Below are 24,455 nucleotides of genomic sequence, written 5' to 3'. Positions count from 1 at the left end.
TGCCTACTCCTTGCGCGAACGATCCAGACCGACGACGAACAGACCGGCAGCATCTGCCGCCGCAATCATCGCCTCACGCTCGACGACCAGCGCGCGGCCGGCTTCAACGGCTATGCCGGCAAGCCCAGCCGCCTTGGCATTCTCGACGGTCGAGACGCCGATGGTCGGCAGATCGGCCCGCAGATCCTGCTGCGGCTTGCAGAGTTTGACCAGAACGCCCTTGCGGCGCCTGGAAATTCGCCCCTCTGCGCGCAGACCCTGGACACGTGAGAGCATTGCGTCGGTGCCCTCGACGCCCTCCAGCGCCACGATGCGGCCGCCGACGGCAACAGCACCCTGCCCTACATCCAGCCGGCCCAGGGCTTCGGCGGCCTCTGCCGCCTTTTCAATGTCACGCTCGTCATCGGTATCGGGGGATACGGCACCAAGCGGTCCGACCGTCGCCAGCAATCCCGGCAGGATCTCGTGGGCACCCAACACTTCGCAACCCTGTGCCTCGATCAGCGAGATGACCATGCGCAGCACCGCATCGTCTCCCCCGGCCAACAGCGTTTTCAGCGCCCTCGGCAATTTCAGCAGTGATTTCAGATTGACGCGGATTTCGCCGAAAGCCGGTCGGCGCTTGACCGCACCCGACATGACGACCCGGCGAATGTCGTGCTGGCGAAACAGCGCTGATAGGCCGGCCATGTCGCCGACGCCGATGACGGCGTTTTCAAAGCCCTGCCAGATATCGTCGGCCTCGTTCTTCAGCCTGAGAACGAAAGGATCTTCGCCGGCTGCCCGTGCTGCTTCGGCAAGAAAAAGCGGCAGCTTTCCACTACCGGCAATAATGGCCAGACGACCGGTCCTTGGCAGGCCGTCCGGTTGAGCGGCCGCCGTCATCACTCAGTTCTTGCCGCGATTGGGCGAGGACAGTGCCCGATCGCTTTCGGCAGCGATGAAGTCGAGGATTTCGATCACCGGAGCGCAATCCAGATACTCGTCGCGAATGGCGGCCGCATTGGTACGGGCCGATCCTTCGCTTTCGAAGATCTGTTTGAAGGCGCGACGAACCTGGTGGATCACCGAGCGCTCGATACCGGCGCGGGACATGCCGACCACATTCAGGCCGCCGAGAATGCCGGGATTGCCGTTCAGCATGCCATAGGGAATGACATCGTAGGCAACGGCGGACAGACCACCGATGAATGCCTGACGGCCGATACGAGTGAACTGGTGCACGGCGCAGCCACCGCTGAGAATGGCTTTGTCACCGACGTGAACATGGCCGGCCAGCATGACGTTGTTCGACAGGATGATGTCATTGCCGAGAATGCAGTCATGGGCGACATGCGAATTGGCCAAGAACAGGCAGTTGTCGCCGACGCGGGTGATACCGCCACCGCCGACCGTGCCGCAGTTCATTGTCACACCTTCACGCATGGTGCAGTTTTCACCGACGACCAGCGTGGAATCTTCGCCCGCCTCGTGCAGACTTTGCGAGACACCGCCGATCACGGCCATCGGGTGGATCTTGGTGCCGGCGCCGATTTCGGTCAGACCGGTGACAACAGCGTTCGAAACGAGCTCGACGCCGTCTTTCAGCGTCACGCGCGACCCCACCCGGCAAAACGGACCGATCCGGACATTCTCGCCGATCACCGCGCCGTCTTCGACCACGGCCATCGGATGGATGACGGCGCTTGCGGCAATCTGGCTCATTTCTGATCCTTGCGCATGATCATGGCACCAATGTCGGCCTCGGCGACCAGAGCTCCGTCGACCTTGGCGTCGCAATGGAACTTCCAGATATTGCCGCGCTGCTTCTGCTTGACGACATGGAATTCAACGCGGTCGCCAGGAACGACCGGCTTGCGGAACCGCGCGTTATCGATCGTCATGAAATAGACGAGATTTCCGCCCTCGCCCTGAAGCCGAGCACAGATGGCGCCGGCGGTCTGGGCCATGCCTTCGATCAGAAGGACGCCCGGCATGATCGGGCTTTCCGGGAAATGTCCGGTGAAATGCGGTTCATTCGCCGTGACATTCTTGATGCCAATGGCGGAATTGTCGCCGTCAATCTCGATGATCTTGTCCACCAGCAGGAAGGGATAGCGGTGGGGCAGAAGCTTCATGATCTCGAGGATATCAGCCGAACCCAATTCGCTCTTCGCGAGTTCAGTCATTGCTGGTTCCTTTTTCCTTGGCGCGGCTGTCGTAGCGGCTGAGCGTATCGGCCACCTCGCGCAGATAATCCTTCAACGGGCGGGCTGGAACGCCGCCGTATTTCTCACCGGGCGGCACCTCGGCCAGAACGCCGCTCATGGCGGCAATCTGAGCACCATCGCCGATCTTGATATGGCCGTTGATGCCGGCAGCACCGCCAATCATCACGCCATCGCCAATGACAGTGCTGCCGGCAATGCCCACCTGACTGACGATACCGCAATGGCGGCCGATGCGAACGTTGTGGCCGATCTGGACGAGGTTGTCGATCTTCGTTCCCTCACCGATCACGGTGTCGTCCATCGTGCCGCGATCGATCGTGGTGTTGGCGCCGATCTCGACATGGTCCTGGATGATCACGCGACCGATCTGGACGATCTTCAGCATGCCGCGAGGACCCGGTGCGTAGCCGAAACCGTCCTGTCCGATGCGGGCACCGTTATGAATGATGACATTGTTGCCGACGAGAGCGACCTGGATTGTCGCACCACCTGCAATCACGCAGTCGCGACCGATCCGAACACCCGGACCGATCACCGTACCCGGGCCGATCCGCGTACCACTGCCGATTTCGACATCAGCGCCGATCACGGCCATGGCCTCGACTTCGACACCATCTTCGAGCTTCGCTGTCGGATCGACATAGGCTGCCGGTGAGATCCGAGCCGGCTCCGTCGTCATCCTGATGGGCTTTAAGGCCGTCGGATGCAGGATTGCGCCTGCAAGAGCGAAAGCGGTCTGAGCGCTCTTGGCGAGAAGAACGGGAATATGGGGTGGAATAAGGGAGAGAAGCGGCTTTTCGCAGAAGATTGCAGCCGCCTGGCAGGTCACCAGTTCTTCCTTGTTGCGGCGGGAAAGGATGTAGCAGACATCCCCTTCCTTCGCTCTTGAGACCGGCGATACGGACCTTACGATCCGTCCGCCCTGGCTCTCGTCCTGCAATTCCGCCCCCGTCTGGGCTGCAAGCGCAGCCAGGGTCACCCCGGCATGGGGCGGAAAGAAATGATTATGGTCCATCAGCAAACGCTCCAGAACGTCAACCTGTCAGCAGTTCTGGACAGCCAGTCTTAGAACTGGTTCGCCATGCTGAAACGGAATTCCTGGGTATCGTCGAAGTCTTCCTTGGCGACCGGAACCGCGTAGTCGACACGAAGCGCACCGAACGGCGAGTTCCAGATCACGCCTGCACCAACCGACGCACGGAGCGACATGTCGGTACCGACGACGCCCGGCTGGTTGCGCAGATCGCTGCCGTAGAGCGTACCGGCATCTGCGAAGACCGCACCACGGAAACCGAGGTCCTGGGGCACGAGCGGAAGCGGGAACGTCGCTTCAGCCGAGGCGGTGAAGTAGGTCGTGCCGCCGATCGAGTCGCCATTGATGCGCGGGCCGATACCGCTGTTGTCGAAGCCCCGGATTTCCTTGCCGCCGATCTTGAACTGATCGAAGACGTTCAGGTTGTCACCGAGGGCAACGACATGGCCGGCCGAACCAGCGAGCGATCCGACGATGTCGAACTCGTCGGACAGCGTGTAGAAGGCGCGAGCGCGGACAAAAGCCTTGTAGTATTCGGAGTCACCACCGAGACCGGCATATTCATGCGTAAAGCTCGCATAGATGCCTTCGTGCGGGTTCTGACGGTCGTCAACGGTGTTGTAGACGATCGAGTGACCGAGGATCGACTGCTTCCACGTGCTGCCCGTGATCGCATCGATGTAGGGGGCTGCCACACGATTATCAGTGCCGGTAGCAAGGCCGTCCGGCCCAAATGCACCGTCATTGATATAGTCGAGTTCCTTGTAGGTGTAGCGCAGCGTCGTCGCCAGATCTTCGGTGATCGGCGCAGTGACGCGAACGGTACCGCCCTGCTCTTCGTAATCATAGTAGGAGTTCGCGCTGGTCGAGCTCTTGAACACGTCAAAGCCGGCAGCCAGACGATAACCGAGGAAGTAAGGCTCGGTGAAGGAGAAGTTGTAGGTCTGCGTCTCGTCGAAGCCACCACCGGCGGCAACGCGGATGAACTGACCACGGCCGAGGAAGTTCTTTTCTTCAACCGAGGCTTCGAGAACCAGGCCACCGTCACCGACGGAGTAGCCTGCACCGATACCGAACGAACCGGTCGGCTGATCCTGCACGTCAACAATCACGACAACGCGGTCCTGCGAGCTGCCAGCCTGGGTCGTGATGTTGACCGAAGAGAAGAAGCCAAGGGCTTCCAGGCGACGCTTGGCGCGCGAGATGGTCTCCTGGTTGAAGGCGTCGCCTTCGGAGATATCGAATTCGCGGCGGATGACGTAGTCACGAGTACGAGTGTTGCCACGCACTTCGATGCGCTCGACGTAAGCGCGCTCACCCTGGTCGACCAGATAGGTCACGCCGATGGTGTTTGTTTCGAAGTTGCGGTCACCGCGCGGAACGACGCGAGCGAAGGGGTAGCCGGCCGACGACACGCGGCGGGAGATGGCTTCCATCGACTTCTGGATCTCACGGGCGCTGTAGGTCTGACCCTCGCGGGTCTCGAGAAGACCCTCAAGCTCCGCACCATCGATGCCATCAACGGTCGATTCGACCGATACGGCGCCGAAGCGGTAGCGCTGACCTTCGTCAACAGTGATATTGATCGTGTATTCGTTACCGGTCTCGTTGAGGACGGCTTCAGACGAGATCACGCGGAAGTCGGCGTAACCGTGGTTGTAGTAGAACTGGCGCAGCGCTTCTTCGTCCGCGCGCAGCTTGTCCTCGTTGTAGACGTCCTTGCGGGTCAGGAAGGACAGGATGCCCGATTCCTTGGTCTGCAGGACGGCGGCCAGACGGCCGTCGGAATAGGCGTTGTTGCCAACGAAGTTGATCGAGCTGATCTTGGTGCGCTCACCTTCGTTGATGACGAAGGCGAGGTTTACGCGACCTTCAGCAACCGGAACGACCTGCGTCGTCACCTCGACATCGGAACGACCGATGGCGGAATAGGCTTCGCGGATACGCTGGATGTCGGCGCTGATCAGGCTGTCGCTGTAAGGACCCTGGCCCTGCGTCTGAACGATGCCCTGGAGCTTGTCGTCCTTGATCTTGCGGTTGCCGTTGAAGACCACCTGATTGATCAGCTGGTTTTCAGCAACCGTCACCACCAGCGTCCCGCCGGAAACGGAGATCTGGACATCGGAGAAGAAACCGGTCGCGTAGAGGCGCTTGACCGATTCATCGATGTCGGCATTGGAGAAAGTCCGACCCGGCTGGATCGAAAGGTTGGAGCGCACAGCCTCAGGCCCAACACGCTGAGCTCCGCGTACGTCGATACGCTGAACCACTGCGGCTTCGGCAGCAATTGCCGATGCAAGAACGGCAATACCTGCGCCCGAAGACACGACACCAGCAGACAGCGCGACCGCCGATACTGCGTTCAAAAACTTTGAACCAGCCTTCATGTGTATACTTTACCTTCTTCCATTGCCCCGTAGTCGGCACCCGACTCCGGCCCGTGTGTGGTTTTAACGGGTTTTACCCTACAAGCAAGTGCGTGCGTTAATTTCTGTTTACTTCATTTCAACGCGTGGCCCAATCGCCACTATCAATTTGAAACAGCGTAAACAAATCCTTTCGCGACCTGCGTGCTCCCGCCTAGCCAATCAACCGGCTGATATCATTCCAAGTGGCGAAGACCATCAAAGACAAGATCATCGCCATACCGATCCGGAACGCGATTTCCTGTGCACCCTGCCCCATCGGCTTCCCCCGCACTGCCTCAATCGCGTAGAGAACGAGATGGCCGCCGTCAAGGACTGGAACTGGGAACAAGTTCAAAAGCCCCAGCGAAACGGAAAGAACCGCGGCCAGATTTAACAGAGCGATAACGCCGAGCGTCGCCATCTGACCAGAGGCCTGAACGACGCGAACCGGGCCGCCGAGCTGATCGGCATTCATGCGGCCGGCAATCATGTTGCCGATATAGTCGAAGGTCCCGGTGACGATGTGCCCGGTCTGGCGCACGCCTTCCCAGACGGCCTCAAGCGGGGACAGCTCCACGATCCGGAAATTGCCGGCCTGCTGGTCGGTGATGATACCGATCTGGCCGACTTCCATTTCATTGCCGAATCGATCGCTGGTGACGGCACGCTTGGGGGTCAGGGCGAAATCGATCTCCTGGCCCTCGCGCCTCACCGTCACTTCCACCGGGATCTCCGGGCGCATGGTGATATAGCGGACGACATCGTCGAAAGTCTCGATCATGCGGCCGTCAAGCGCAAGCAGGACGTCGCCGCGCTGGATGCCAGCCTCTTCCGCAGCACTGCCGGCCTTGATGTCGGCGACGACAGGATCCGATACGGGCTTGCCCATGGTGGCGAACATGCCGGCGAAAATGACAATGGCCAGCAGGAAGTTTGCAAGAGGGCCCGCGGCGACGGTGACGGCGCGCTTCCAGAGCTTGGCGCCGTTTAGGGTCTGGGCACGCTCTTCCTCGGTCAACTCTTCTGCGAAGGAGCCGTCCGGACGGCTCGCAGCATCCGCATCCCCGTAGAACCGCACGTAACCGCCCAAGGGAACCGCGGAAAGTTTCCAGCGTGTCCCGTGCTTGTCGGTATAGCCTACGAGCTCAGGACCGAACCCGACGGAAAACGCCAGAATGCGTATTCCCGACCAGCGCCCGGCCAGATAGTGACCCATCTCATGAATGAAGACGAGCAGTGACAGAATGAGAATGTAAGGCAGGATGTATCCGCCGAGAAAGCCGAAGACTGCGCTGATGTGATCCATCTGTCCGTTTCCTGCACTCGCTTCAGCGAGAATTTATACCCGTCACCTGATGCCAGCCATCCGCGTCAGAGACCGAAGAGGAAGGCGCCCATCGAGACGACGGTGCCGACACCGCCGGCAGAACTGCCGATCGCCAAGAAGAACGCGGCAAAACAGGCAAATACAAGGCCATCGACTCGGTCCATGACCCCACCATGCCCCGGTATGAGGCGGCTCGAATCCTTCACGCCGAACCGGCGCTTGATGAATGATTCGAAGAGATCACCAATCTGGCTCGCGACCGACAAGGCGAAGGCGACGACCGCAACCCAAAGCCCGACATCCTGGAAATGTGCCATCGCGATCAGAACGCCGCCGATGACGCCGGCCACCGTGCCCCCGATTGCCCCAGACCACGTCTTGCCGGGGGAGATCTTCGGCGCAAGCTTCGGTCCGCCGATCGCCCGTCCGACAAAATAGGCAAGGATGTCGGTCGACCATACGACGATGAAGACGAAAAGCATCGCAACGAAACCGAGCGAATCTTCGCCGCGGATAGCCGACAGCGAGATGGTGCTCAGCCCCGCGTAAAACAGTCCGCCCGGCTGCCACCAGTTCACACGGCGCAGAAAGGCCGGGATTGCCGCCGTGACCACCAGGCCTGCAAAGAGCGGCACGGTAAATTCCGCCTGCCCAAACAACATGTTGAGGCTGATCACCGCCATCGAGAACCAACCGAAGGCATTCGCCCGGATATTGCTTTCCGCGAGCCGCGTGATCGTCGACCATTCGTAATAGATCAACAGGCCAATGCCGGCAGCCACCAGCTTGAAGGAAAGTCCGCCAAACCAGGTTGCCGCGAGAACCACCGCGATCATGACGATGGCGGAAACGATTCTGAGCTGAAGTTCTCGCGACATCGTAAGCGTCATGAGCCGACGGCCACGGCTTTGGCCGAGAGGCCGCCGAAGCGACGGTCGCGGGCAGCATATCGCTCGAGCACGGAATCAAACAGTGCCGGCGTGAAGTCCGGCCAGAAGTCCGGCACGAACATCAATTCGGCATAGGCCGCCTGCCACAGGAGGAAATTCGACAGACGTTCCTCTCCGCTGGTGCGGATCACCAGATCGGGATCGGGGATGCCCGCAGTATCCAGGCAGTCGTTGAGTTTGCCTGCGTCGATCTGCGACGGTTCAAGCCGGCCCGCCTGCACGTCGGCAGCCAGACGCGCGGCGGCGCGCGCAATTTCGTCACGTGACCCATAATTGAAGGCGATCACGAGCGTCATGCGGGTGTTATTGGTCGTGGTCTCTTCGGCTTCCACGAGCAGCGAACGGATATCGTCACGCAGGTTGACGCGATCGCCAATGATCCGGATACGGATGCCGGCCCGATGCAGATCGGCGAGATCGCGGCGAATGAATGCCTTGAGCAGACCGAACAGTTCGTTGATCTCAGCCTCTGGACGACGCCAGTTCTCCGAGGAGAATGCAAAAAGCGTCAGAAAACCAACACCTGCCTCGCCGGCAGCCTTCACGGTCTCGCGGACAGTCTCAACACCCTTGCGATGGCCAAACGTCCGGGGCAGGCCCCGGGCGTTTGCCCAGCGACCATTGCCATCCATGATGATCGCAACATGCTGCGGAACGATGCGATGTTGAACTGTCGACATTGGCGAGGATCCAGGCGGCGTTAAGAGTGCTCGAGCGAAACGACTCTGCCTTAAACCTGCATGATTTCCTTTTCCTTCTCCGCGAGCAAGCGGTCGACATCGACAATCGTCTCGTCGGTCATCTTCTGCACCCGCTCCGACTGGCTGCGGCTGTCATCCTGACCAATCGTGCCGTCTTTTTCGGCCTTCTTCAGGCCGTCCATACCGTCGCGACGGACGTGGCGGATAGCGACCTTGGCCTTTTCGGCGTAGTCGTGTGCCACCTTGACCAGCGACTTGCGGCGCTCTTCGTTGAGTTCAGGCAGCGGAATACGCAGGTTCTGGCCATCCACGATCGGATTGAGGCCGAGATTGGCTTCGCGGATCGCACGGTCCACAGCGCCGACCATGGACTTGTCCCAGATCGAAACACCGAGCATGCGCGGCTCCGGCACCGTCACGTTGGCGACCTGGTTCAGCGGCACGCGCGAACCATAGGCTTCGACTACGACCGGATCCAGTACGTTGGCGGAGGCCCGGCCGGTGCGCAGCGATGCGATGTCGTTCTTGAAAGCGTTGATCGCGCCGTCCATGCGGCGCTTGATGTCGTTGAGATCAACCCCTGCGGTCATCATGGTTCTCCCATTGCTCTGTCAGTCGGCGGCTTCAGATCGCCGCCATTCATGTGAAATCAGTTGTCGGTAACGATCGTCATACGGCCAGCGCCGGACAGAATTTCGCCGAAACCACCCTTCTCGTGGATCGAGAAGACGATGATCGGAATATGGTTTTCGCGTGCGAGTGCAACGGCGGCGACGTCCATGACGGCAAGGCCCTTCTGCAGGACCTCATCATGGGTCAGGCTGTCGAAGCGGGTTGCGGCGGGGTCCTTCTTAGGGTCGGCCGAGTAGATGCCGTCGACCTGGGTGCCCTTGAATATGGCCTGTGCGCCAATTTCGGCTGCACGCAGGGCAGCGGCAGAATCGGTGGTGAAGAACGGGTTGCCGGTACCACCGGCGAAGATCACCACCCTGCCCTGAGCCAGATGATGCAGAGCTGCGCGCTGCGAGAAGCTTTCGCAGATCTCGGGCATGGCGATGGCCGAGAGAACCACGGTGTCGATGTCGAGCTTGCGGAGCGACGTGGCGAGAGCAAGCGCATTGATCACCGTTGCCAGCATGCCCATGTGGTCGCCGGTGACGCGATCGCCACCCTTCGACGCGACGGCCACGCCACGGAAGATGTTGCCACCCCCGACAACGACGCCGACTTCCACGCCCATGCGGCGGGCTTCGGCGATGTCTCCGGCGATCCGGTCGGCCACTGCCACATCGATCCCGAATCCCTGGCTACCCATGAGGGCTTCGCCCGAAGCCTTGAGGAGGACGCGCTTGAACAATGGCTTGGCTGACATGAATGCTCCCGAGATCAATTCTGTGCCGGATACACGAAGGGCACCGCGTTGTCACGCGATGCCCGATGTTTTCCCTCGAAGAAGGGTAACTGAAATCAGCCCTTGGCGACGGCAGCGACTTCAGCGGCGAAGTCGCTCTCTTCCTTCTCGATGCCTTCACCGAGGAGAAGGCGGGCCATGCCGGTCACTTCGATCGGCGCGCCAGCATCCTTCTCGGCAGCCTTGATCGCGTCGCCAACGGTCAGTTCAGGATTGATGACGAAAGCCTGCGAGAGAAGGGCGACTTCCTCGAAGAACTTGCGCATGCGGCCTTCAACCATCTTTTCGATGATGGCGTCCGGCTTGCCCGAAGCGCGGGACTGCTCGATGAAGACGTTGCGCTCGCGCTCGGCAACAGCGGCATCAACTTCTTCCGAACGGATCGCGAGCGGGTTGGTCGCAGCGATGTGCATGGCGACCTGGCGGCCGATGGCAGCCAGCACGTCCTTGTTGCCGGTCGACTTGAGCGCGACGAGAACGCCGAGCTTGCCGAGGCCTTCAGAGGCGGCATTGTGGATATAGGTCGCGACAACACCGTCTTCGACGGAGAGCTTGACGGCGCGGCGCAGCGTCATGTTCTCGCCGATATGGGCGATTGCGTCCTTGATGGTGTCGGTGACGGTCTTGCCGCTGGCCGGATAGGTGGCAGCGCCGATCGCCTCGACGGAACCGTCGGTGCCGATGGCAACCGAAGCCACACCGCGGACGAGGTCCTGGAAGGCGTCGTTGCGGGCAACGAAGTCGGTTTCGGAGTTGACTTCAACAACGACGGCCGAGGTACCGGCGCCGTTGATGCCGATCAGGCCTTCAGCAGCCGTGCGGCCCGACTTCTTGTCGGCCTTGGCGATACCCTTGGCGCGCAGCCAGTCGATGGCGGCTTCGATGTCACCGTTGTTTTCGGTCAGAGCCTTCTTGCAATCCATCATGCCTGCGCCGGACTTTTCGCGCAGTTCTTTTACCAGTGCTGCAGTGATTTCAGCCATTGTGTGCCTCTTGTCTGTTCAGGCGGACGTTCCGTGGCTTTGGGCGAACGGAGGACCGCTATGTTGGGGACGAAATGTACCCGGATGTATGACAACGTGATGAAGCAGGTCACCACGGAAACAATCGGCCGTCTTCGACGCCCTCTCGCCTATGGCAAGCGGCATCCGGAAGAACGGAGGCCGCCCGCTGCTCGAAGAGCGCACAGGCGGCCATTCCCTTGACGGGAAAAGCGGCGGGAGCCCGCCGCTATACGCGATTATGCGTCGGCTTCGGTTTCGAGAGCCGGCTCGATCGGAGCTTCGGCAGAGGCGCCGATGTCACGACCGGAAGCGCCCTGCTGGCGAGCAATGCCGTCGATGGCAGCGCGCGAGATCAGTTCGCAGTAGAGAGCGATGGCGCGCGAAGCGTCGTCATTGCCCGGGATCGGATAGTCAATCAGGTCCGGATCGCAGTTCGAGTCGATGACAGCAACAACCGGGATGCCGAGGCGCTTGGCTTCGTCGATCGCGATCTTTTCCTTGTTGGTGTCGATGATGAACATCAGGTCCGGGGTGCCGCCCATGTCGCGGATACCGCCGAGAGCCTTTTCAAGCTTTTCGCGTTCGCGCTCAAGGTTCAGGCGCTCCTTCTTGGAGTAGCCAGAGGCTTCCGAGGCCAGGATCTCGTCGAGCTTGCGCAGACGGGCGATCGAGTTCGAGATGGTCTTCCAGTTGGTCATCATGCCGCCGAGCCAGCGGGAGTTGACATAGTACTGGGCCGAACGCTTGGCGGAATCAGCGATGATTTCCGAAGCCTGACGCTTGGTACCGACGAACAGAACGCGGCCGCCACGAGCGACGGTGTCGGACACGACCTGAAGGGCGCGCGACAGCATCGGAACGGTCTGAGCCAGGTCGATGATGTGGATGTTGTTACGATCGCCGAAGATGTACGGCTTCATCTTCGGGTTCCAGCGGTGCGTCTGGTGACCGAAGTGAATGCCAGCTTCCAGAAGCTGACGCATGCTAAAATCAGGCAATGCCATGCCTTTTTCTCCTTTTCCGGTTGAACCCCCGTGAAGCAAACAGCAGACCTTTCGGCCTGCCACCGGGCGGAAGCGGCAGGATTTCTCCCTGTCGATCCCAAGCCTCACGTGTGGAATAAGGCCGGCCATACAGGGGCGCCGGTCAAAAATCAAGGGTAAAACAAGCGATTTCCAGACGGGCAGGCAGCTTTACGGGCAACCAACGTCCGGCTTGCCGAGAACTTCGAGCTTGGTCAGCTTGCCGGCCAGGACGAAATCGCCGTAGTCCAGCGTCAGGTCGCGTGTGACGCCGTTATCATACAGCTTGAAAGACTGACTGTAGATCGGCTCCTGATCGCCCCTGGTCTTCTCATCGAAATAGGCGATCGACACGGGCCAGTAGTCCTGGGCGCCGAGCGACTCCAGGGCTTTGGCTTCCGGATCTGTGTCGCTCGACTTCGTCGGGCCACCGACGATGGTCGTGGTCAGGTAGGTCTGGTCGCCATCCTCGGAGCCGTCGAAGATCCGCGATTCGAAGACCTGTTCACCCTTTCGCGCCCGGGCGATCACTTCGAGCATGTGCTCGGCCGGAAACCGGCTATCGGCAAGCTCGAGCGCCCGCTTGTCGGGGCCGGTCAGCTCGATCTTGACCTTGCCACCGGCTTCGGCCGCGGCGCCGCTGACATCCTTGTCGAGCTGATCGTCCGTGAAGGACTTGTTCTCAAAGCGGAATGTGCCAGCCGCGACATCTTCGAAGGTGGAAGAACGCTGGTCGGTGACACGCACGCCCTCACCGACGTCGATGCGGGTGACGAAACGGAACTGGGTGTTGAAGCCCTTGCAGGCCGAGCCGCTGAATTCATAGACCATGCGGCCGCGTACCGATTCGATACCGGAGCGGTCGGACGCTTCCTTAAGCCCGATCTCGTAGACGGCGCGATGCGGCACAAGGCCGACGGTCGCCGCGGATGCAACCTGCCCGGTCGCACCAAAGGCAGCCAGGGAAAGCGTCGCACGGACCGCCATTCGCAAAGGAAACATCGACACCCTCCTGTTGAACTCGTCGTCGATGTTATAAGAACACATCCGACAAAAGCGAGACATGCTTTTCGTCACCACAACTTTCTCAACTTTTATCAACAGACCGGGAATCGACCATGTCCGACACAATCGACGGCCGCCTTGCAGCGCTGGGCATCAGCCTGCCGGAAGCCGCAGCCCCCGCCGCCAATTACGTGCCCTATGTGATCAGCGGAAACCTGCTGTTCCTCTCGGGACAGTTGCCGATTGAAGGCGGAAAAGTGGCGGTGATCGGTCTCGTCGGTGGCGATGTCGCGCTTGCCGAGGCTCAGAGAGCGGCCGAACTCTGCGCCATCAATATCCTCGCCCAGGCGAAAGCGGCGCTGTCCGGCGACCTTTCGCGGATCAGCCGTGTCGTGAAGCTGAATGGTTTCGTTGCATCCGCTCCGGGCTTTATCGAGCAGCACCTCGTCATCAACGGTGCCTCGAACTTGATCGCAAACGTGCTGGGTGACGCCGGCAAACATGCACGCGCGGCCGTGGGCGTTGCGCAGCTGCCGCTGAATGCCGCCGTCGAAATCGACGCCATCCTGGAGATTGCCCTGTGAGCCACATCGACTGGATCAAGGACGTCCCCGTCGCCCATCGCGGCTATCACGACATGAACAGAGAGATCTGGGAAAACACACTCTCGGCCTTCAGCCGGGCGATCGAGGCAGGCTTTGCCATCGAATGCGACATCCAGCTTTCGTCCGACAGCGTGCCGATGGTCTTCCACGACCACGATCTGCAGCGGCTCTGCAACATGAATGGTGAAGTGCGCGAGCGCACAGCGGGCGAATTGCGGATGCTGTCGATCGGCGGAACCGCAGACAAGATCCCGACGCTTCGCCAGATGCTCGATCTCGTGAAGGGCCGGGTGCCGCTGGTGATCGAACTCAAGGGCCTCGATGCCGAGCAGGATGACGGTTTCGTCGAGGCCGTGCTTGAGGTGCTCGAGGGTTACGAAGGCAAGGTCGCGCTGATGAGCTTCGACTATCACCTGCTGCGGGCATTGAAGGTCGCGGAATGCCCCTGGCCCGTCGGCCTGACTGCGGAAGGCGTGAAGCCGGAAAACTTTGCGGCGCATCGCGAAGCCATGGACCTCGGGCTTGATTTCACGTCGTATTGCGTCGCCCATCTGCCGAATGATTTCGTCGCAGACCTGCGTGAAAAGGGCGCGCCCGTGATTACCTGGACAGTCAGGGATGAAATCATGCGGGCACAGACCTATAAATATGCAGACCAGATGACATTCGAAGGCTTCGACCCGCGCCAGTCGCCGGCGATCGCCTGACGGGAGATCCATGGCAGACGAGGTGACAATCCGTGTAGTGCGCTCCTTCAAGGAGATCGCTTCCGCCGAATGGGGAGAGCTCACTGGAGCGTCCCGCTCCGCCCCAGGCTACAACCCCTTCACCTCGTTTGCCTTTCTCTCGTCCGTCGAGGAGTCGGGTTCCGCAACCGCCGAGACAGGCTGGATGGGCCACCATCTGCTGCTTGAACAGGAAGGGCGCCTCATCGGCGCCATTCCCTGTTATCTGAAGAGCCACAGTCAGGGCGAATATGTCTTCGACCATGGCTGGGCGGATGCCTTCCACAGGGCCGGCGGACGCTACTATCCCAAGCTCCAGGCTTCCATCCCTTTCACTCCGGCCACCGGGCCCCGGCTGCTCGTCCGACAGGGCGAGGACGTATCTCGCGTCCAGGCGCTACTCGCCCAAGGACTGCAGCAGGTCGCCCGCGAACTCGGGACATCCTCGGCGCATGTGACGTTCCTGCCGCAAGGCGAGCTCCCTGCCCTTACGGAAGCCGGCTTTCTGCAGCGTACGGACCAACAGTTCCATTTCATCAATCGCGGCTATGCCGATCACGAGGCATTTCTCGCCGAACTCTCCTCGTCGAAACGAAAGAACCTGCGCAAGGAAAGGCGGAACGCGCTCGAGAACGGCATCAGCATCGACTGGCTGACGGGCAGCGATTTGACCGAGGAGATCTGGGACCAGTTCTTCCGCTTCTACATCGACACCGGTAGCCGCAAATGGGGCCGGCCTTACCTGACACGCCAGTTCTACTCGCTGGTCGGCGAGCGCATGCCGGACGACGTCCTGCTCGTGATGGCAAAGCGTGACGGTCGCTATGTGGCGGGCGCCATCAACTTCATCGGTTCGGACGCACTTTATGGCCGCCACTGGGGCTGCGCCGAGGACCACCCCTTTCTGCATTTCGAAGTCTGCTACCATCAGGCAATCGACTTCGCGCTTCACAAGGGCCTTGCCCGTGTCGAAGCCGGCGCCCAGGGCGAACACAAGCTCGCGCGCGGCTATGAACCCGTCACCACACATTCCGCCCACTTCATTGCCCACCCCGGGCTGCGCAGGGCAGTCGCCGACTATCTCGAACACGAACGGCGCGAAGTGGCCCAGGTCGGGGAGTATCTCGGGGAACATACGCCCTTCCGCAAGGGCGAGCGCCAACCGCGCGAGGGCGAGGAATTCGACGGTTGAGAGCCGCAAGCTCAGGCTTGAAGCCCAGCATGCCTTGCCGTTAAGTGGCTGCAGAAATCGAGGAGACCACCATGACCGCCTATGATCCCAACAACATCTTCGCCAAGATCCTGGCCGGCGACATTCCGTCGGTGAAACTCTACGAGGATGAAAACACACTGGCGTTCATGGATGTTATGCCGCAGGCGCCGGGGCACTTGCTCGTCATTCCCAAAAAGGGTTCGCGCAACCTGCTCGACGCCGACCCGGAAGTGTTGTCGACGCTGATGCCGGTCGTGCAAAAGCTTGCCAACGCCGCGAAGGACGCCTTTGACGCCGACGGCGTCTATATTGCGCAGTTCAACGAACCGGCAGCCGGGCAGACCGTCTTCCACCTGCACTTCCACGTCATCCCGCGCCATGAGGGCGTGCCGCTCAAGCCGCATGCGGGCGGCATGGCCGATGTCGACGTGTTGAAAGCTCAGGCCGAGAAGATCAAGGCGGCGCTCTGAAGCGAGCGCCAGCCCGATCTCGCCGCGCCATCAGCCAATGAAGCCGCCGATCACCAACACGGCGGCAACACCGACGAGCGAGAGCACCATCAACGGAAAGGAGCCCGTCGCGCTCCAGCCGCAACTGTGGGCCGCCGTCTTGCGCAGGTCATCCGGCAAGACCTTGAAACGGGGTGGGTCCCCGTGCTTCAGCTTTCGGAAGCGTACTACCTTTGACATTTCGCTATCCTCTGGTTGATCGGACACCCGATTTGGGAAGCGAAATGTGGTAATTCCAGCGATCACACGCGTCTGTGAACGGAGATGATGTCAGAGCCAGAGCAGGCCCCCACCCAGGATCGCCAGGGGAACCACGACACCGACGATGACACGCTGGCCGGCCAACAGGAAAGCAGCAAATCCGAATCCGGCCGCCGCGAGCCTCAGCCAGAGCGGAGAGCTCTCGAGTGTACCCGTCGGGAAGACGACGAGTTTTGCCGTCACCGCCATCACCAGCGCCGTCGCGACCGCCCTCACCCAGTTCAGTGCTTCGGATCCCTCCTGTAGCCGGTTTCCGGCCAGCACGCCGAGCCAGCGCCACATGTCCGTAGCAAGCCAACCGGCGACGATGATGACGATATAAGGCCAGTAGTCCTGCATCAGACCACCTCCTCGGTCTGGCTTGTCGGCTCGGCGCTACCCGCGATCGCCTGTTTCTGTCCTGCACGGATCACGTAGCGGTCAAAGAGGTAGGCCAGCGTGCCGCCGCCAAGGCCGGCAATCAGGATGTCGAAACCGGGAATGACCAGCGCCAGGAGCGGGCCCGAGACGGCGCCGACAATGAAGCCCACCTTGACGACGGACTGCCGGCCCGTCGCCCAGATGGAAGCAATGAAGTAGACCGGGGTCAGGAAGAAGAGAAGACCGGCAACCACTGGCGGGAACTTCGCCACCAGCCCGTAACAGACGCCGACGAGGATTGTGTTCACCGTCACCAGCGTGATGCCGAATCCGGCGAAATAGGCGACCCGCCCTTCCCTCGGCACATTCTTGAAGCTGCCCATCGCAAAGACCCAGGCGGTTATTGCGATGAAATGCGACAGGAACAGCAAAAGCCAGGTCGGCGTGCGTTCGGTGCGCATTTCCGGCACGAGCGAGGCGACCATGGGCATCATGCGGATGGAAGAGAGCGAGACGGCCAGGAAGATCGCCAGCAGATTGGCGCCGCTGGTCATCGTGCCGATCAGAATCATCTTGGCCGGCAGCGCCCACACCGCCGCTGTCATGAACATCGCTTCCGCGCGACTGACGCCCGATTCAAGTGCGAAGGCAGAAAAGCCGACGAAGGAAATCATCAGGATGATCGCAGGCAGGCTGTAGAGCCCGCGCATGCCGGTGAAAAACCACCGTGTTTGGGAAATATCTGAAGAGGCCGAAGACATCTGAAAATCCGGATCGGCAAAAAGAAAGTGCCGGGCGGAACGCCCGGCACGGGTCTCTCAAGCTTGGGGTGCTTACTTCTTCTTCGGCACCTTCGGCACGGCGGAGCGTTTCGGCTGCTTCGGTGCCTCGTCGATAACGGCTACATCACCCTCATCGACAATCGCCGTGGCCTTTGCCGCCGGCTTGCGCTTCGCCTTAGCAGGCTTGGCCGATGCCACTTCGGCTTCCGGCTTCGGCTTGACGGCCGGCACCTCTGCAATCGACTCCAGATCGAGCACTTCCGCGCCGGTGTCGTCGGTCTTGGTCCCGACCTTGACGACGCCACCCTTCTTCAGCTTGCCGAAGAGGATCTCGTTGGCGAGCGGCTTCTTGATGTGCTCCTGGATCACGCGACCCAGCGGACGGGCACCCATCTTCTCGTCGTAACCGCTCTTCGCCAGCCAGGCGATCGCGGCCTCGGACAGATCGAAGGTCACGTTGCGCTCGGACAGCTGGGCTTCCAGCTGCATGACGAACTTCTGCACGACCTGGTGGATGACTTCCGTCGGCAGCGGTGCAAACGGGATCGTAGCATCGAGGCGGTTGCGGAATTCCGGCGTGAACAGGCGGTTGAGCGCCTCCTCGTCTTCGCCGGTGCGCTTGGACGAACCGAAGCCGATGGCCGACTTCGCCATTTCCGACGCGCCCGCATTGGTCGTCATGATCAGGATGACGTTGCGGAAGTCGATCTTCTTGCCGTTGTGATCGGTCAGCTGGCCATGGTCCATGACCTGCAGCAGGATGTTGTAGATATCCGGATGCGCCTTCTCGATTTCATCGAGCAGCACGACCGAATGCGGGTGCTGGTCGACGCCATCGGTCAGAAGACCGCCCTGGTCGAAGCCAACATAGCCGGGAGGCGCACCGAGCAGACGCGATACCGTGTGCCGCTCCATGTATTCCGACATGTCGAAACGCAGGAGCTCGACACCGAGCGACGACGCCAGCTGCTTGGCTACTTCCGTCTTGCCGACGCCCGTCGGACCGGAGAAGACATAAGAGCCGATCGGCTTGTTCGGTTCACGCAGGCCGGCACGGGCAAGCTTGATCGAGGTGGAGAGGGCTTCGATTGCCTTGTCCTGACCGTAGACGACGGAACGCAGTTCCTTTTCGAGATTGGCGAGCACCATCTCGTCGTCCTTCGACACCGTCTTCGGGGGAATGCGTGCCATCGTCGCGATGGTAGCCTCGATCTCCCTCTCGGTGATCAGCTTGCGGCGACGCGAGGCCGGCAGCAACATCTGGGCCGCACCCGTCTCGTCGATCACGTCGATCGCCTTGTCCGGCAGCTTGCGGTCGGAGATGTAGCGGGCCGAAAGCTCGACAGCCGACTTGATCGCTTCGTTGGTGTAACGGAGCTTGTGGTAGTCCTCGAAATAGGGCTTCAGGCCCTTCATGATCTCGATCGCATCATCGATCGAAGGCTCGTTGACGTCGATCTTCTGGAAGCGGCGGACGAGCGCCCGGTCCTTTTCGAAGAACTGGCGATATTCCTTGTACGTGGTCGAACCGATGCAACGGATCGCCCCTGAAGAGAGCGCCGGCTTCAAGAGGTTCGACGCATCCATGGCGCCGCCAGAGGTCGCGCCAGCGCCGATCACCGTATGGATCTCGTCGATGAACAGCACGGCACCAGGATAGTCTTCGAGCTCCTTGACCACCTGCTTCAGGCGCTCCTCGAAGTCACCGCGATAGCGGGTGCCGGCGAGCAGCGTGCCCATGTCGAGCGAGAAGATCGTTGCATCAGCGAGCGCTTCCGGCACCTTGCCTTCAACGATGCGCTTGGCGAGACCTTCGGCGATCGCGGTCTTGCCGACGCCGGGATCACCCACGTAAAGCGGGTTATTTTTGGAGCGACGGCACAGAACCTGGATGGTGCGGTTCACTTCGTCGTGGCGACCGATCAGGGGATCGATACGGCCAGTCTTGGCCTTCTCATTGAGATTGACGCAATAGGCCTTCAGAGCCTCCTGCTTGCCCTTGGCGGAGGCTTCATCCGGCTCACGGCCCTGCTTGGCCTCGGGCTCGCCTTCATCCGAGCCGCGCGGGCTGCGAACCTGCGACGCACCCGGACGCTTGCCGATGCCATGGGAGATGTAGTTGACCGCATCGTAGCGGGTCATTTCCTGTTCCTGCAGGAAGTAGGCGGCATTGCTCTCGCGCTCGGCGAAGATCGCAACGAGCACATTGGCGCCGGTCACTTCCTCGCGACCCGAGGACTGGACATGGATCACGGCCCGCTGGATGACGCGCTGGAAGCTCGAAGTCGGCTTCGAATCCTCGTCATAGCCGGTAATGAGATTGGCGAGATCGTTGTCGACGAAATCGGCGACAGTCTTTCGCAAGGCATCGAGGTTGACGTTGCAGGCCCCCATGACGGCGGCGGCATCAGCGTCGTCGATCAGAGCGAGCAGCAGGTGCTCCAGCGTCGCATATTCGTGGTGACGCTCGTTTGCGTAGGTCAGGGCCTGATGCAGCGCTTTTTCGAGGCTGGGTGAAAATGTTGGCACGTCTGATCCTCACTTCTTTTCCATGACGCATTGAAGCGGATGTTCATGTTGCCTGGCGAAATCCATCACCTGTGAGACTTTGGTTTCGGCGACTTCGTAGGTGAAGACACCACATTCCCCGACACCATGATTGTGGACGTGCAGCATGATGCGGGTGGCGGCTTCCCTGTCCTTCTGGAAAAAGCGCTCCAGGATGTGGATCACGAATTCCATCGGGGTGTAGTCGTCGTTCAGAAGCAGGACGCGATACAGGTTCGGCTTCTTCGTCTTCGGCTTGGTGCGGGTGATCACCGAGGTGCCGCGATTGGCATTGTCCCCGTCACCCTGGCTCTGCATGAAGACCGGCTTGGCAGTCATTTCAGTTCATTCTCCGTTGTCCGGCCGGTTTGCCGTTACACATCGGTGCGGACGAACACTCAGCACAGTAAGGTAGTTCATTATGCGGTGATTTTAAGCCCCCCAGGCTGCCATGACGACAATTTGTCACGAAGCCCGGAAATGCGAGGAAATGGAAGAATTAGGTTATACCAGCAGCCACAAATGACAAGACCGGCCGTGCGGGGCACGGCCGGTCTCGAATGTTACGCGCAAGCTTCGATCAGGCAGCAGAAGACATTGGCGCCATGGCCTTGCCGACAACACCCTCGTAGGGCTTGTAAGCGATCTTGGCGAGATCAGCATACATTTCGCCCATCTTGGTCGCTTCGGCAACGAAACTCTCATAGGAGGACTTCATGAAGGACGTCTGGAGCTCGAAAGCAGCTTCAACGCTCTTCACCGATGTCAGGGCTTCCATGTAGGACGCCATGTCCTGGAACGACTTCTTGGAGTAGTCGGTCGCTTCTGTGGCGATCGCCTGAAAACCCTTGGTGACTTCCGAATAGTTCTTCATCATGGCTTCCATGGCTTCCTTGCCCTTCTTGCTGGCGTCATCGATATTGATCATGCGGACACTCCTCCTTGTTGGGCATATCAGATAGCGCGAAGATAGCAGTCGCACAAAAAGGGTCAAGTGAATTTGTGCGGCGCACAACAATCGTCAATTGTAAGCCGGATAAGGAAATGGGGCCGCACCAACAGGCGCAGCCCCATCTTCATGACACTTCTTTTGGCGCGCTAGCGCTCTTCAGCGCCTTGCAGAGATCCCTGCGATCAAAGGTCGACGTCGAGGATCGCCATCGAGAAATTGTAGGAGAGATCGCCGTCTTCGTCGTCCTTGAAGACAACGCCGAGGAACTCGTCACCGACATACACTTCAGCGGAATCGTCCTTGCGCGGACGGGCCTTCACACTCATCGTCGGGTTGAAGGTGCGCTTGAAATAGGCGTCGAGCTTCTTCAGTTCTTCGGGCTTCACACTGCGTCTCCGTGGACTGTTTCTGGGGTGCGCGCTTGTCGCACGGGCATTCCGGACCTGTAAAGACGCGAAGTGAAGTTTGCCCCAGGGAACCCGGGCAAACCTTGCCGTTCACGTTCTCGTGCTGTCAGTCGTCCGAAGCGATCATCTGGTCCATTGAGCGCGCCGGCTCGGCACAACCCGCCTCCCCGACCACGCGTGCGGGAACGCCGGCGACTGTTGTGCATTTCGGCACGGGCTTTAGAACGACGGAACCTGCAGCGATGCGCGAGCAGCTGCCCACTTCAATGTTGCCGAGGACCTTGGCACCCGCTCCGATCATCACGCCATCACCGATCTTCGGATGTCGATCTGCACCTTCCTTGCCGGTACCACCCAGGGTAACACCATGAAGAATGGAAACATTGTCTCCGATGCGTGCGGTTTCGCCAACGACGAGACCGGTGGCATGATCGAGGAAGATGCCCTTGCCGATCCGTGCGGCCGGGTTGATGTCGGTCTGGAACATGTTGGACGAGCGGCTTTGCAGGTAAAGCGCAAAGTCCTTGCGGCCATTGTTCCACAGCCAATGGGCCAGACGGTGGGTCTGGATCGCATGGAATCCCTTGAAATAGAGCACCGGCTCGAGGAACCTCGTGCAGGCCGGATCGCGGTCGTAGACGGCCTGGATGTCGACGCGGAGAATACCGGTCCATTCCGGCCAGTCGGCCATCATCGCCTCGAAGGCCTGGCGCAACACGATCGCCGGCACGTCGGAGTGATCGAGCCGTTCGCAGATCCGGTAGATCACACAATCCTCCAGCGAGCGGTGGCTGAGCACCGTCGAGTGGAAGAAGGCCGCCAGCATAGGATCGCGATCGGCGGCCACGCGGGCTTCATGCCGCAGGCTATCCCAGATCGGATCCATGGACTTGACAGTCTCGGTCTTGAGGACGTCGTTGTGTGCGACCATTGCCGGTCTCCTCATTCGTCGTAGAGACGCATTATATAGTCCAAGACCTGATGAACTCAAATGGGGGCCGCATGAAACAGTCGATCAGCTTCGCCAATGGCTTTATCAAAGCTTTCGTTGAAGCCGGAACGGGGCTGTTGATCCTCGACAATCCGCAACGCAAGAATGCCGTTACGGCGGCCATGTGGCGGGCGATCCCCGAGGCCATTCATTGGCTGCATGTCGAGGCGGAGGCACGCGTGATCGTGATTTCCGGGGCCGGCACCGCAGACTTCAGCGCCGGAGCAGACATTTCGGAATTTACCGAATTACGCAAGGATACTCAGACCGCACGCGTGTATGAGGCCTCGAACAGCCGCGCGTTTGCAGCCATCCGGGAAGCGCCGGTTCCGATGATCGCGGCGATCAGGGGCGTCTGCTATGGCGGCGGCTTCGGCCTCGCGGCGGCGACCGACTTGAGGATTGCGGCATCCGATGCGGTGTTTGCGGTGCCCGCCGCCAGACTCGGCCTTGCCTATCCGGCCGATGCCGTCCAGGATTTTGTCCGTGGCCTTGGAAGCCAGATGGCACGGCGCGCGCTTTATACCGGCGCCGCGATGAAGGCCTCAGACCTGTTCGGCTGCGGCTTCTTGTCTGAAATCACCGAGCCCGACGAACTGGAGCAGCGCGTAAAAATGCTGGCCGACACCATTGCCGCGAATGCCCCCTTGTCGCTGCGCGCGTCGAAACTGGCCCTGCGCGCCGTCGAACAGGCCGATGATGACCTGCTGCGGGAAGCCGAGATCATCGGCGCCTCGACCTTCGAAAGCGCTGACTATCGCGAGGGCCGCTCAGCCTTTGCCGAACGCCGACGGCCTGTTTTCACCGGCCGCTGAGTTTCAGTTTCCGGCTAGTTCCGAATAGAAGTCGAGGGCCGCCTTCTTGAACACCCGGTCGCCAACCGCCAGCATATGGTCGCGATTGGGGATATCGAGCGCCACGGCTCGCGGCATCAGTTCGGCCAGCGCATGCGGCGATCCGGCAATGTCATCCTTGGTCCCCACGCCGATCAAGGTCGGGATCTCGACCCTGGCTATATCCTCCCGACGCACCAGGTCCCGGGAGGTGCGAATGCAGGCGGCAAGTGCCAGACGGTCTGACTTCGTCTGGTCCGCAAAGGCGCGGAACATGCGGCCACGCTCGTGGGTCACGTCTTCGAGCGAGGGCGCAAGCAGTGCGTCGGCGATCGGATCCCAGTCGCCCACACCGTCGCACATGCCGATACCGAGGCCGCCGAAGATCAGCGAGCGAACGCGGTCGGGATGTTCGATCGCCAGGAAAGCGGAAATCCGGGCGCCCATGGAATAGCCCATGACATGGGCATCGGCGATCCCGAGATGGGTGAGCAATGCTGCGGCATCAGCGGCCATCGCCGTCGGATGGTAAGCTTCCGGATCATGCGGCTTGGCGCTTGCGCCATGGCCGCGATTGTCGATGGCGATCACCCGGTAGCCGGCATCGCCCAACGTGCGCAACCAGCCGGGATAGACCCAGTTGACGCTTGCCGAGGAAGCAAAGCCATGAATCAGCAGCACCGGATCGCCGGCCGGATCTCCATCATCAAAATAGGCGAGGTCTAGCCCATCGTTGCGGAAGCTGGAAAACGGCGGCGCGTCGAGATTCATCGATCAGTCCTTGTGAGCATGGGCCGGCAACCATAGCCATGGTTACGGTGACATCAATTGCCGCAGGCAGATTTTCTGTGACTTTTGCGTCCGCACGGCTCTACACATTTGGCGATGACGGCGCTAATGTCCGCGCAAATTCGCACAGCATTCGGAGCAAGTCATGGCCGGCCACACCATTCCCCATTTCCAGAACGACGGCGGTCACCGAGTGATCGAAGTCGGCGTGAAAGAATTCATGTGCACCGGCGCCTCTGTGCCCTACGACCATCCGCATATCTTCATCGACATGGGACATGACAACGAAAAGGTCTGCTCCTACTGCTCGACGCTCTACCGCTACAATCCGAGCCTGAAGGCCGAACAGACCAACCCGCCGGGCTGCGTCTTCCACATCAAGGCGGCGTGACCGCGGCGTCACGATCGGC

28 protein-coding genes are annotated in these 24,455 nt (G+C 60.6%); 6 read left to right on the top strand and 22 right to left on the bottom strand.

From position 1 onward, the window contains the following. Positions 1 to 3 precede the first annotated feature (3 nt). The 13 genes from GH983_RS08305 to GH983_RS08245 form a co-directional block, all read right to left on the bottom strand. Complete coding sequence (locus GH983_RS08305) at positions 4 to 885, bottom strand: LpxI family protein (protein ID WP_153762131.1); 882 nt, start codon at positions 883 to 885, stop codon at positions 4 to 6. Positions 886 to 888: 3 nt separating this feature from the next. After that, positions 889 to 1,704, bottom strand: coding sequence for an acyl-ACP--UDP-N-acetylglucosamine O-acyltransferase (gene lpxA / locus GH983_RS08300; protein ID WP_153762130.1), 816 nt, complete (start codon positions 1,702 to 1,704; stop codon positions 889 to 891). Further along, on the bottom strand, positions 1,701 to 2,168 hold the full coding sequence (fabZ, locus tag GH983_RS08295) for a 3-hydroxyacyl-ACP dehydratase FabZ (RefSeq protein ID WP_006728455.1): 468 nt from the start codon (positions 2,166 to 2,168) through the stop codon (positions 1,701 to 1,703). Before fabZ ends, lpxA begins: the two co-directional genes overlap by 4 nt. Continuing rightward, entirely contained in the window at positions 2,161 to 3,225 is a 1,065-nt protein-coding gene (gene lpxD, locus GH983_RS08290; protein ID WP_153762129.1) for a UDP-3-O-(3-hydroxymyristoyl)glucosamine N-acyltransferase, read from the bottom strand. The genes fabZ and lpxD overlap by 8 nt, the downstream gene beginning before the upstream one ends. A 50-nt stretch (positions 3,226 to 3,275) precedes the next feature. After that, on the bottom strand, positions 3,276 to 5,630 hold the full coding sequence (gene bamA, locus GH983_RS08285; protein ID WP_069041447.1) for an outer membrane protein assembly factor BamA: 2,355 nt from the start codon (positions 5,628 to 5,630) through the stop codon (positions 3,276 to 3,278). Between the two features lie 193 nt (positions 5,631 to 5,823). Then, complete coding sequence (gene rseP, locus GH983_RS08280; RefSeq protein ID WP_153762128.1) at positions 5,824 to 6,957, bottom strand: RIP metalloprotease RseP; 1,134 nt, start codon at positions 6,955 to 6,957, stop codon at positions 5,824 to 5,826. A gap of 65 nt (positions 6,958 to 7,022) precedes the next feature. Further along, a complete protein-coding gene (locus GH983_RS08275; RefSeq protein WP_069041449.1) occupies positions 7,023 to 7,856 on the bottom strand; it encodes a phosphatidate cytidylyltransferase in 834 nt (277 codons plus the stop codon). A gap of 8 nt (positions 7,857 to 7,864) precedes the next feature. After that, positions 7,865 to 8,608 carry an isoprenyl transferase gene (locus GH983_RS08270; protein WP_054148020.1) on the bottom strand — a complete coding sequence of 248 codons (744 nt, stop codon included), beginning with the start codon at positions 8,606 to 8,608 and terminating at the stop codon, positions 7,865 to 7,867. A 50-nt stretch (positions 8,609 to 8,658) separates the two neighbouring features. Continuing rightward, on the bottom strand, positions 8,659 to 9,219 hold the full coding sequence (gene frr / locus GH983_RS08265) for a ribosome recycling factor (RefSeq protein WP_069043818.1): 561 nt from the start codon (positions 9,217 to 9,219) through the stop codon (positions 8,659 to 8,661). Between the two features lie 59 nt (positions 9,220 to 9,278). Beyond that, positions 9,279 to 10,001: a UMP kinase gene (pyrH, locus tag GH983_RS08260; RefSeq protein ID WP_054148019.1), complete on the bottom strand. Its 723-nt coding sequence runs from the start codon at positions 9,999 to 10,001 to the stop codon at positions 9,279 to 9,281. 95 nt (positions 10,002 to 10,096) lie between these two features. Beyond that, positions 10,097 to 11,023 carry a translation elongation factor Ts gene (gene tsf / locus GH983_RS08255; protein WP_054148018.1) on the bottom strand — a complete coding sequence of 309 codons (927 nt, stop codon included), beginning with the start codon at positions 11,021 to 11,023 and terminating at the stop codon, positions 10,097 to 10,099. Between the two features lie 257 nt (positions 11,024 to 11,280). Continuing rightward, complete coding sequence (gene rpsB, locus GH983_RS08250) at positions 11,281 to 12,048, bottom strand: 30S ribosomal protein S2 (RefSeq protein ID WP_054151307.1); 768 nt, start codon at positions 12,046 to 12,048, stop codon at positions 11,281 to 11,283. Between the two features lie 189 nt (positions 12,049 to 12,237). Next, on the bottom strand, positions 12,238 to 13,068 hold the full coding sequence (locus GH983_RS08245; protein WP_054151306.1) for a cell envelope integrity EipB family protein: 831 nt from the start codon (positions 13,066 to 13,068) through the stop codon (positions 12,238 to 12,240). Positions 13,069 to 13,184: 116 nt separating this feature from the next. Between GH983_RS08245 and GH983_RS08240 the strand changes: the two genes are divergently transcribed. From GH983_RS08240 to GH983_RS08225, 4 genes are all read left to right on the top strand, one after another. Further along, positions 13,185 to 13,655, top strand: a complete 471-nt coding sequence (locus GH983_RS08240) for a RidA family protein (protein WP_153762127.1) — start codon at positions 13,185 to 13,187, stop codon at positions 13,653 to 13,655. Beyond that, positions 13,652 to 14,383: a glycerophosphodiester phosphodiesterase gene (locus GH983_RS08235; RefSeq protein ID WP_153762126.1), complete on the top strand. Its 732-nt coding sequence runs from the start codon at positions 13,652 to 13,654 to the stop codon at positions 14,381 to 14,383. Before GH983_RS08240 ends, GH983_RS08235 begins: the two co-directional genes overlap by 4 nt. Before the next feature lie 10 nt (positions 14,384 to 14,393). Continuing rightward, positions 14,394 to 15,593 carry a GNAT family N-acetyltransferase gene (locus GH983_RS08230; RefSeq protein WP_153762125.1) on the top strand — a complete coding sequence of 400 codons (1,200 nt, stop codon included), beginning with the start codon at positions 14,394 to 14,396 and terminating at the stop codon, positions 15,591 to 15,593. 71 nt (positions 15,594 to 15,664) lie between these two features. Further along, the gene (locus GH983_RS08225) at positions 15,665 to 16,084 is read left to right on the top strand and encodes an HIT family protein (RefSeq protein WP_054151302.1); all 420 of its coding nucleotides are present in this window, start codon (positions 15,665 to 15,667) and stop codon (positions 16,082 to 16,084) included. Between the two features lie 30 nt (positions 16,085 to 16,114). Here the strand turns inward: GH983_RS08225 and GH983_RS08220 are convergent, their stop codons facing one another. From GH983_RS08220 to cysE, 8 genes are all read right to left on the bottom strand, one after another. Then, on the bottom strand, positions 16,115 to 16,303 hold the full coding sequence (locus GH983_RS08220; RefSeq protein WP_153762124.1) for a hypothetical protein: 189 nt from the start codon (positions 16,301 to 16,303) through the stop codon (positions 16,115 to 16,117). Between the two features lie 90 nt (positions 16,304 to 16,393). Beyond that, positions 16,394 to 16,723 (bottom strand): AzlD domain-containing protein, encoded by a 330-nt coding sequence (locus GH983_RS08215; RefSeq protein ID WP_153762123.1) that lies wholly within the window; start codon positions 16,721 to 16,723, stop codon positions 16,394 to 16,396. Continuing rightward, positions 16,723 to 17,505: an AzlC family ABC transporter permease gene (locus GH983_RS08210; protein WP_054151299.1), complete on the bottom strand. Its 783-nt coding sequence runs from the start codon at positions 17,503 to 17,505 to the stop codon at positions 16,723 to 16,725. The genes GH983_RS08215 and GH983_RS08210 overlap by 1 nt, the downstream gene beginning before the upstream one ends. Before the next feature lie 72 nt (positions 17,506 to 17,577). Next, the gene (gene clpA, locus GH983_RS08205) at positions 17,578 to 20,055 is read right to left on the bottom strand and encodes an ATP-dependent Clp protease ATP-binding subunit ClpA (RefSeq protein ID WP_153762122.1); all 2,478 of its coding nucleotides are present in this window, start codon (positions 20,053 to 20,055) and stop codon (positions 17,578 to 17,580) included. A gap of 9 nt (positions 20,056 to 20,064) precedes the next feature. Continuing rightward, on the bottom strand, positions 20,065 to 20,412 hold the full coding sequence (clpS, locus tag GH983_RS08200) for an ATP-dependent Clp protease adapter ClpS (protein ID WP_054151297.1): 348 nt from the start codon (positions 20,410 to 20,412) through the stop codon (positions 20,065 to 20,067). Positions 20,413 to 20,653: 241 nt separating this feature from the next. Further along, positions 20,654 to 21,001, bottom strand: a complete 348-nt coding sequence (locus GH983_RS08195; protein WP_153762121.1) for a phasin family protein — start codon at positions 20,999 to 21,001, stop codon at positions 20,654 to 20,656. A gap of 206 nt (positions 21,002 to 21,207) precedes the next feature. Then, a complete protein-coding gene (locus tag GH983_RS08190) occupies positions 21,208 to 21,411 on the bottom strand; it encodes a DUF3126 family protein (RefSeq protein ID WP_006728476.1) in 204 nt (67 codons plus the stop codon). Positions 21,412 to 21,538: 127 nt separating this feature from the next. Then, entirely contained in the window at positions 21,539 to 22,363 is an 825-nt protein-coding gene (cysE, locus tag GH983_RS08185) for a serine O-acetyltransferase (RefSeq protein WP_069041459.1), read from the bottom strand. Between the two features lie 71 nt (positions 22,364 to 22,434). Between cysE and GH983_RS08180 the strand changes: the two genes are divergently transcribed. Further along, positions 22,435 to 23,238, top strand: coding sequence for an enoyl-CoA hydratase-related protein (locus GH983_RS08180; protein WP_153762120.1), 804 nt, complete (start codon positions 22,435 to 22,437; stop codon positions 23,236 to 23,238). Positions 23,239 to 23,241: 3 nt separating this feature from the next. Here GH983_RS08180 and GH983_RS08175 read toward each other — a convergent pair whose 3' ends face one another. Further along, positions 23,242 to 24,027 carry an alpha/beta fold hydrolase gene (locus GH983_RS08175; RefSeq protein WP_069041461.1) on the bottom strand — a complete coding sequence of 262 codons (786 nt, stop codon included), beginning with the start codon at positions 24,025 to 24,027 and terminating at the stop codon, positions 23,242 to 23,244. A 163-nt stretch (positions 24,028 to 24,190) separates the two neighbouring features. Here GH983_RS08175 and GH983_RS08170 point away from each other — a divergent pair, with 163 nt between their 5' ends. Next, a complete protein-coding gene (locus GH983_RS08170) occupies positions 24,191 to 24,436 on the top strand; it encodes a zinc-finger domain-containing protein (RefSeq protein WP_076396256.1) in 246 nt (81 codons plus the stop codon). Positions 24,437 to 24,455: the final 19 nt, after the last annotated feature.

It is taken from the genome of Agrobacterium sp. MA01 (assembly GCF_009650195.1).
Taxonomy (GTDB): Bacteria; Pseudomonadota; Alphaproteobacteria; order Rhizobiales; family Rhizobiaceae; genus Allorhizobium.
Note: the sequence above shows the minus strand (reverse complement) of the source record. Positions and strands in the feature narration are given on the sequence as shown.

Excerpts from the sequence above, each read along its gene's own strand:
- GH983_RS08305 (WP_153762131.1), bottom strand. The coding sequence starts at position 885 with ATGACGGCGGCCGCTCAACCGGACGGCCTGCCAAGGACCGGTCGTCTG.
- lpxA (WP_153762130.1), bottom strand. The coding sequence starts at position 1,704 with ATGAGCCAGATTGCCGCAAGCGCCGTCATCCATCCGATGGCCGTGGTC.
- fabZ (WP_006728455.1), bottom strand. The coding sequence starts at position 2,168 with ATGACTGAACTCGCGAAGAGCGAATTGGGTTCGGCTGATATCCTCGAG.
- lpxD (WP_153762129.1), bottom strand. The coding sequence starts at position 3,225 with ATGGACCATAATCATTTCTTTCCGCCCCATGCCGGGGTGACCCTGGCT.
- bamA (WP_069041447.1), bottom strand. The coding sequence starts at position 5,630 with ATGAAGGCTGGTTCAAAGTTTTTGAACGCAGTATCGGCGGTCGCGCTG.
- rseP (WP_153762128.1), bottom strand. The coding sequence starts at position 6,957 with ATGGATCACATCAGCGCAGTCTTCGGCTTTCTCGGCGGATACATCCTG.
- GH983_RS08275 (WP_069041449.1), bottom strand. The coding sequence starts at position 7,856 with ATGTCGCGAGAACTTCAGCTCAGAATCGTTTCCGCCATCGTCATGATC.
- GH983_RS08270 (WP_054148020.1), bottom strand. The coding sequence starts at position 8,608 with ATGTCGACAGTTCAACATCGCATCGTTCCGCAGCATGTTGCGATCATC.
- frr (WP_069043818.1), bottom strand. The coding sequence starts at position 9,219 with ATGACCGCAGGGGTTGATCTCAACGACATCAAGCGCCGCATGGACGGC.
- pyrH (WP_054148019.1), bottom strand. The coding sequence starts at position 10,001 with ATGTCAGCCAAGCCATTGTTCAAGCGCGTCCTCCTCAAGGCTTCGGGC.
- tsf (WP_054148018.1), bottom strand. The coding sequence starts at position 11,023 with ATGGCTGAAATCACTGCAGCACTGGTAAAAGAACTGCGCGAAAAGTCC.
- rpsB (WP_054151307.1), bottom strand. The coding sequence starts at position 12,048 with ATGGCATTGCCTGATTTTAGCATGCGTCAGCTTCTGGAAGCTGGCATT.
- GH983_RS08245 (WP_054151306.1), bottom strand. The coding sequence starts at position 13,068 with ATGTTTCCTTTGCGAATGGCGGTCCGTGCGACGCTTTCCCTGGCTGCC.
- GH983_RS08240 (WP_153762127.1), top strand. The coding sequence starts at position 13,185 with ATGTCCGACACAATCGACGGCCGCCTTGCAGCGCTGGGCATCAGCCTG.
- GH983_RS08230 (WP_153762125.1), top strand. The coding sequence starts at position 14,394 with ATGGCAGACGAGGTGACAATCCGTGTAGTGCGCTCCTTCAAGGAGATC.
- GH983_RS08225 (WP_054151302.1), top strand. The coding sequence starts at position 15,665 with ATGACCGCCTATGATCCCAACAACATCTTCGCCAAGATCCTGGCCGGC.
- GH983_RS08220 (WP_153762124.1), bottom strand. The coding sequence starts at position 16,303 with ATGTCAAAGGTAGTACGCTTCCGAAAGCTGAAGCACGGGGACCCACCC.
- GH983_RS08215 (WP_153762123.1), bottom strand. The coding sequence starts at position 16,723 with ATGCAGGACTACTGGCCTTATATCGTCATCATCGTCGCCGGTTGGCTT.
- GH983_RS08210 (WP_054151299.1), bottom strand. The coding sequence starts at position 17,505 with ATGTCTTCGGCCTCTTCAGATATTTCCCAAACACGGTGGTTTTTCACC.
- clpS (WP_054151297.1), bottom strand. The coding sequence starts at position 20,412 with ATGACTGCCAAGCCGGTCTTCATGCAGAGCCAGGGTGACGGGGACAAT.
- GH983_RS08195 (WP_153762121.1), bottom strand. The coding sequence starts at position 21,001 with ATGATCAATATCGATGACGCCAGCAAGAAGGGCAAGGAAGCCATGGAA.
- cysE (WP_069041459.1), bottom strand. The coding sequence starts at position 22,363 with ATGGTCGCACACAACGACGTCCTCAAGACCGAGACTGTCAAGTCCATG.
- GH983_RS08180 (WP_153762120.1), top strand. The coding sequence starts at position 22,435 with ATGAAACAGTCGATCAGCTTCGCCAATGGCTTTATCAAAGCTTTCGTT.
- GH983_RS08175 (WP_069041461.1), bottom strand. The coding sequence starts at position 24,027 with ATGAATCTCGACGCGCCGCCGTTTTCCAGCTTCCGCAACGATGGGCTA.
- GH983_RS08170 (WP_076396256.1), top strand. The coding sequence starts at position 24,191 with ATGGCCGGCCACACCATTCCCCATTTCCAGAACGACGGCGGTCACCGA.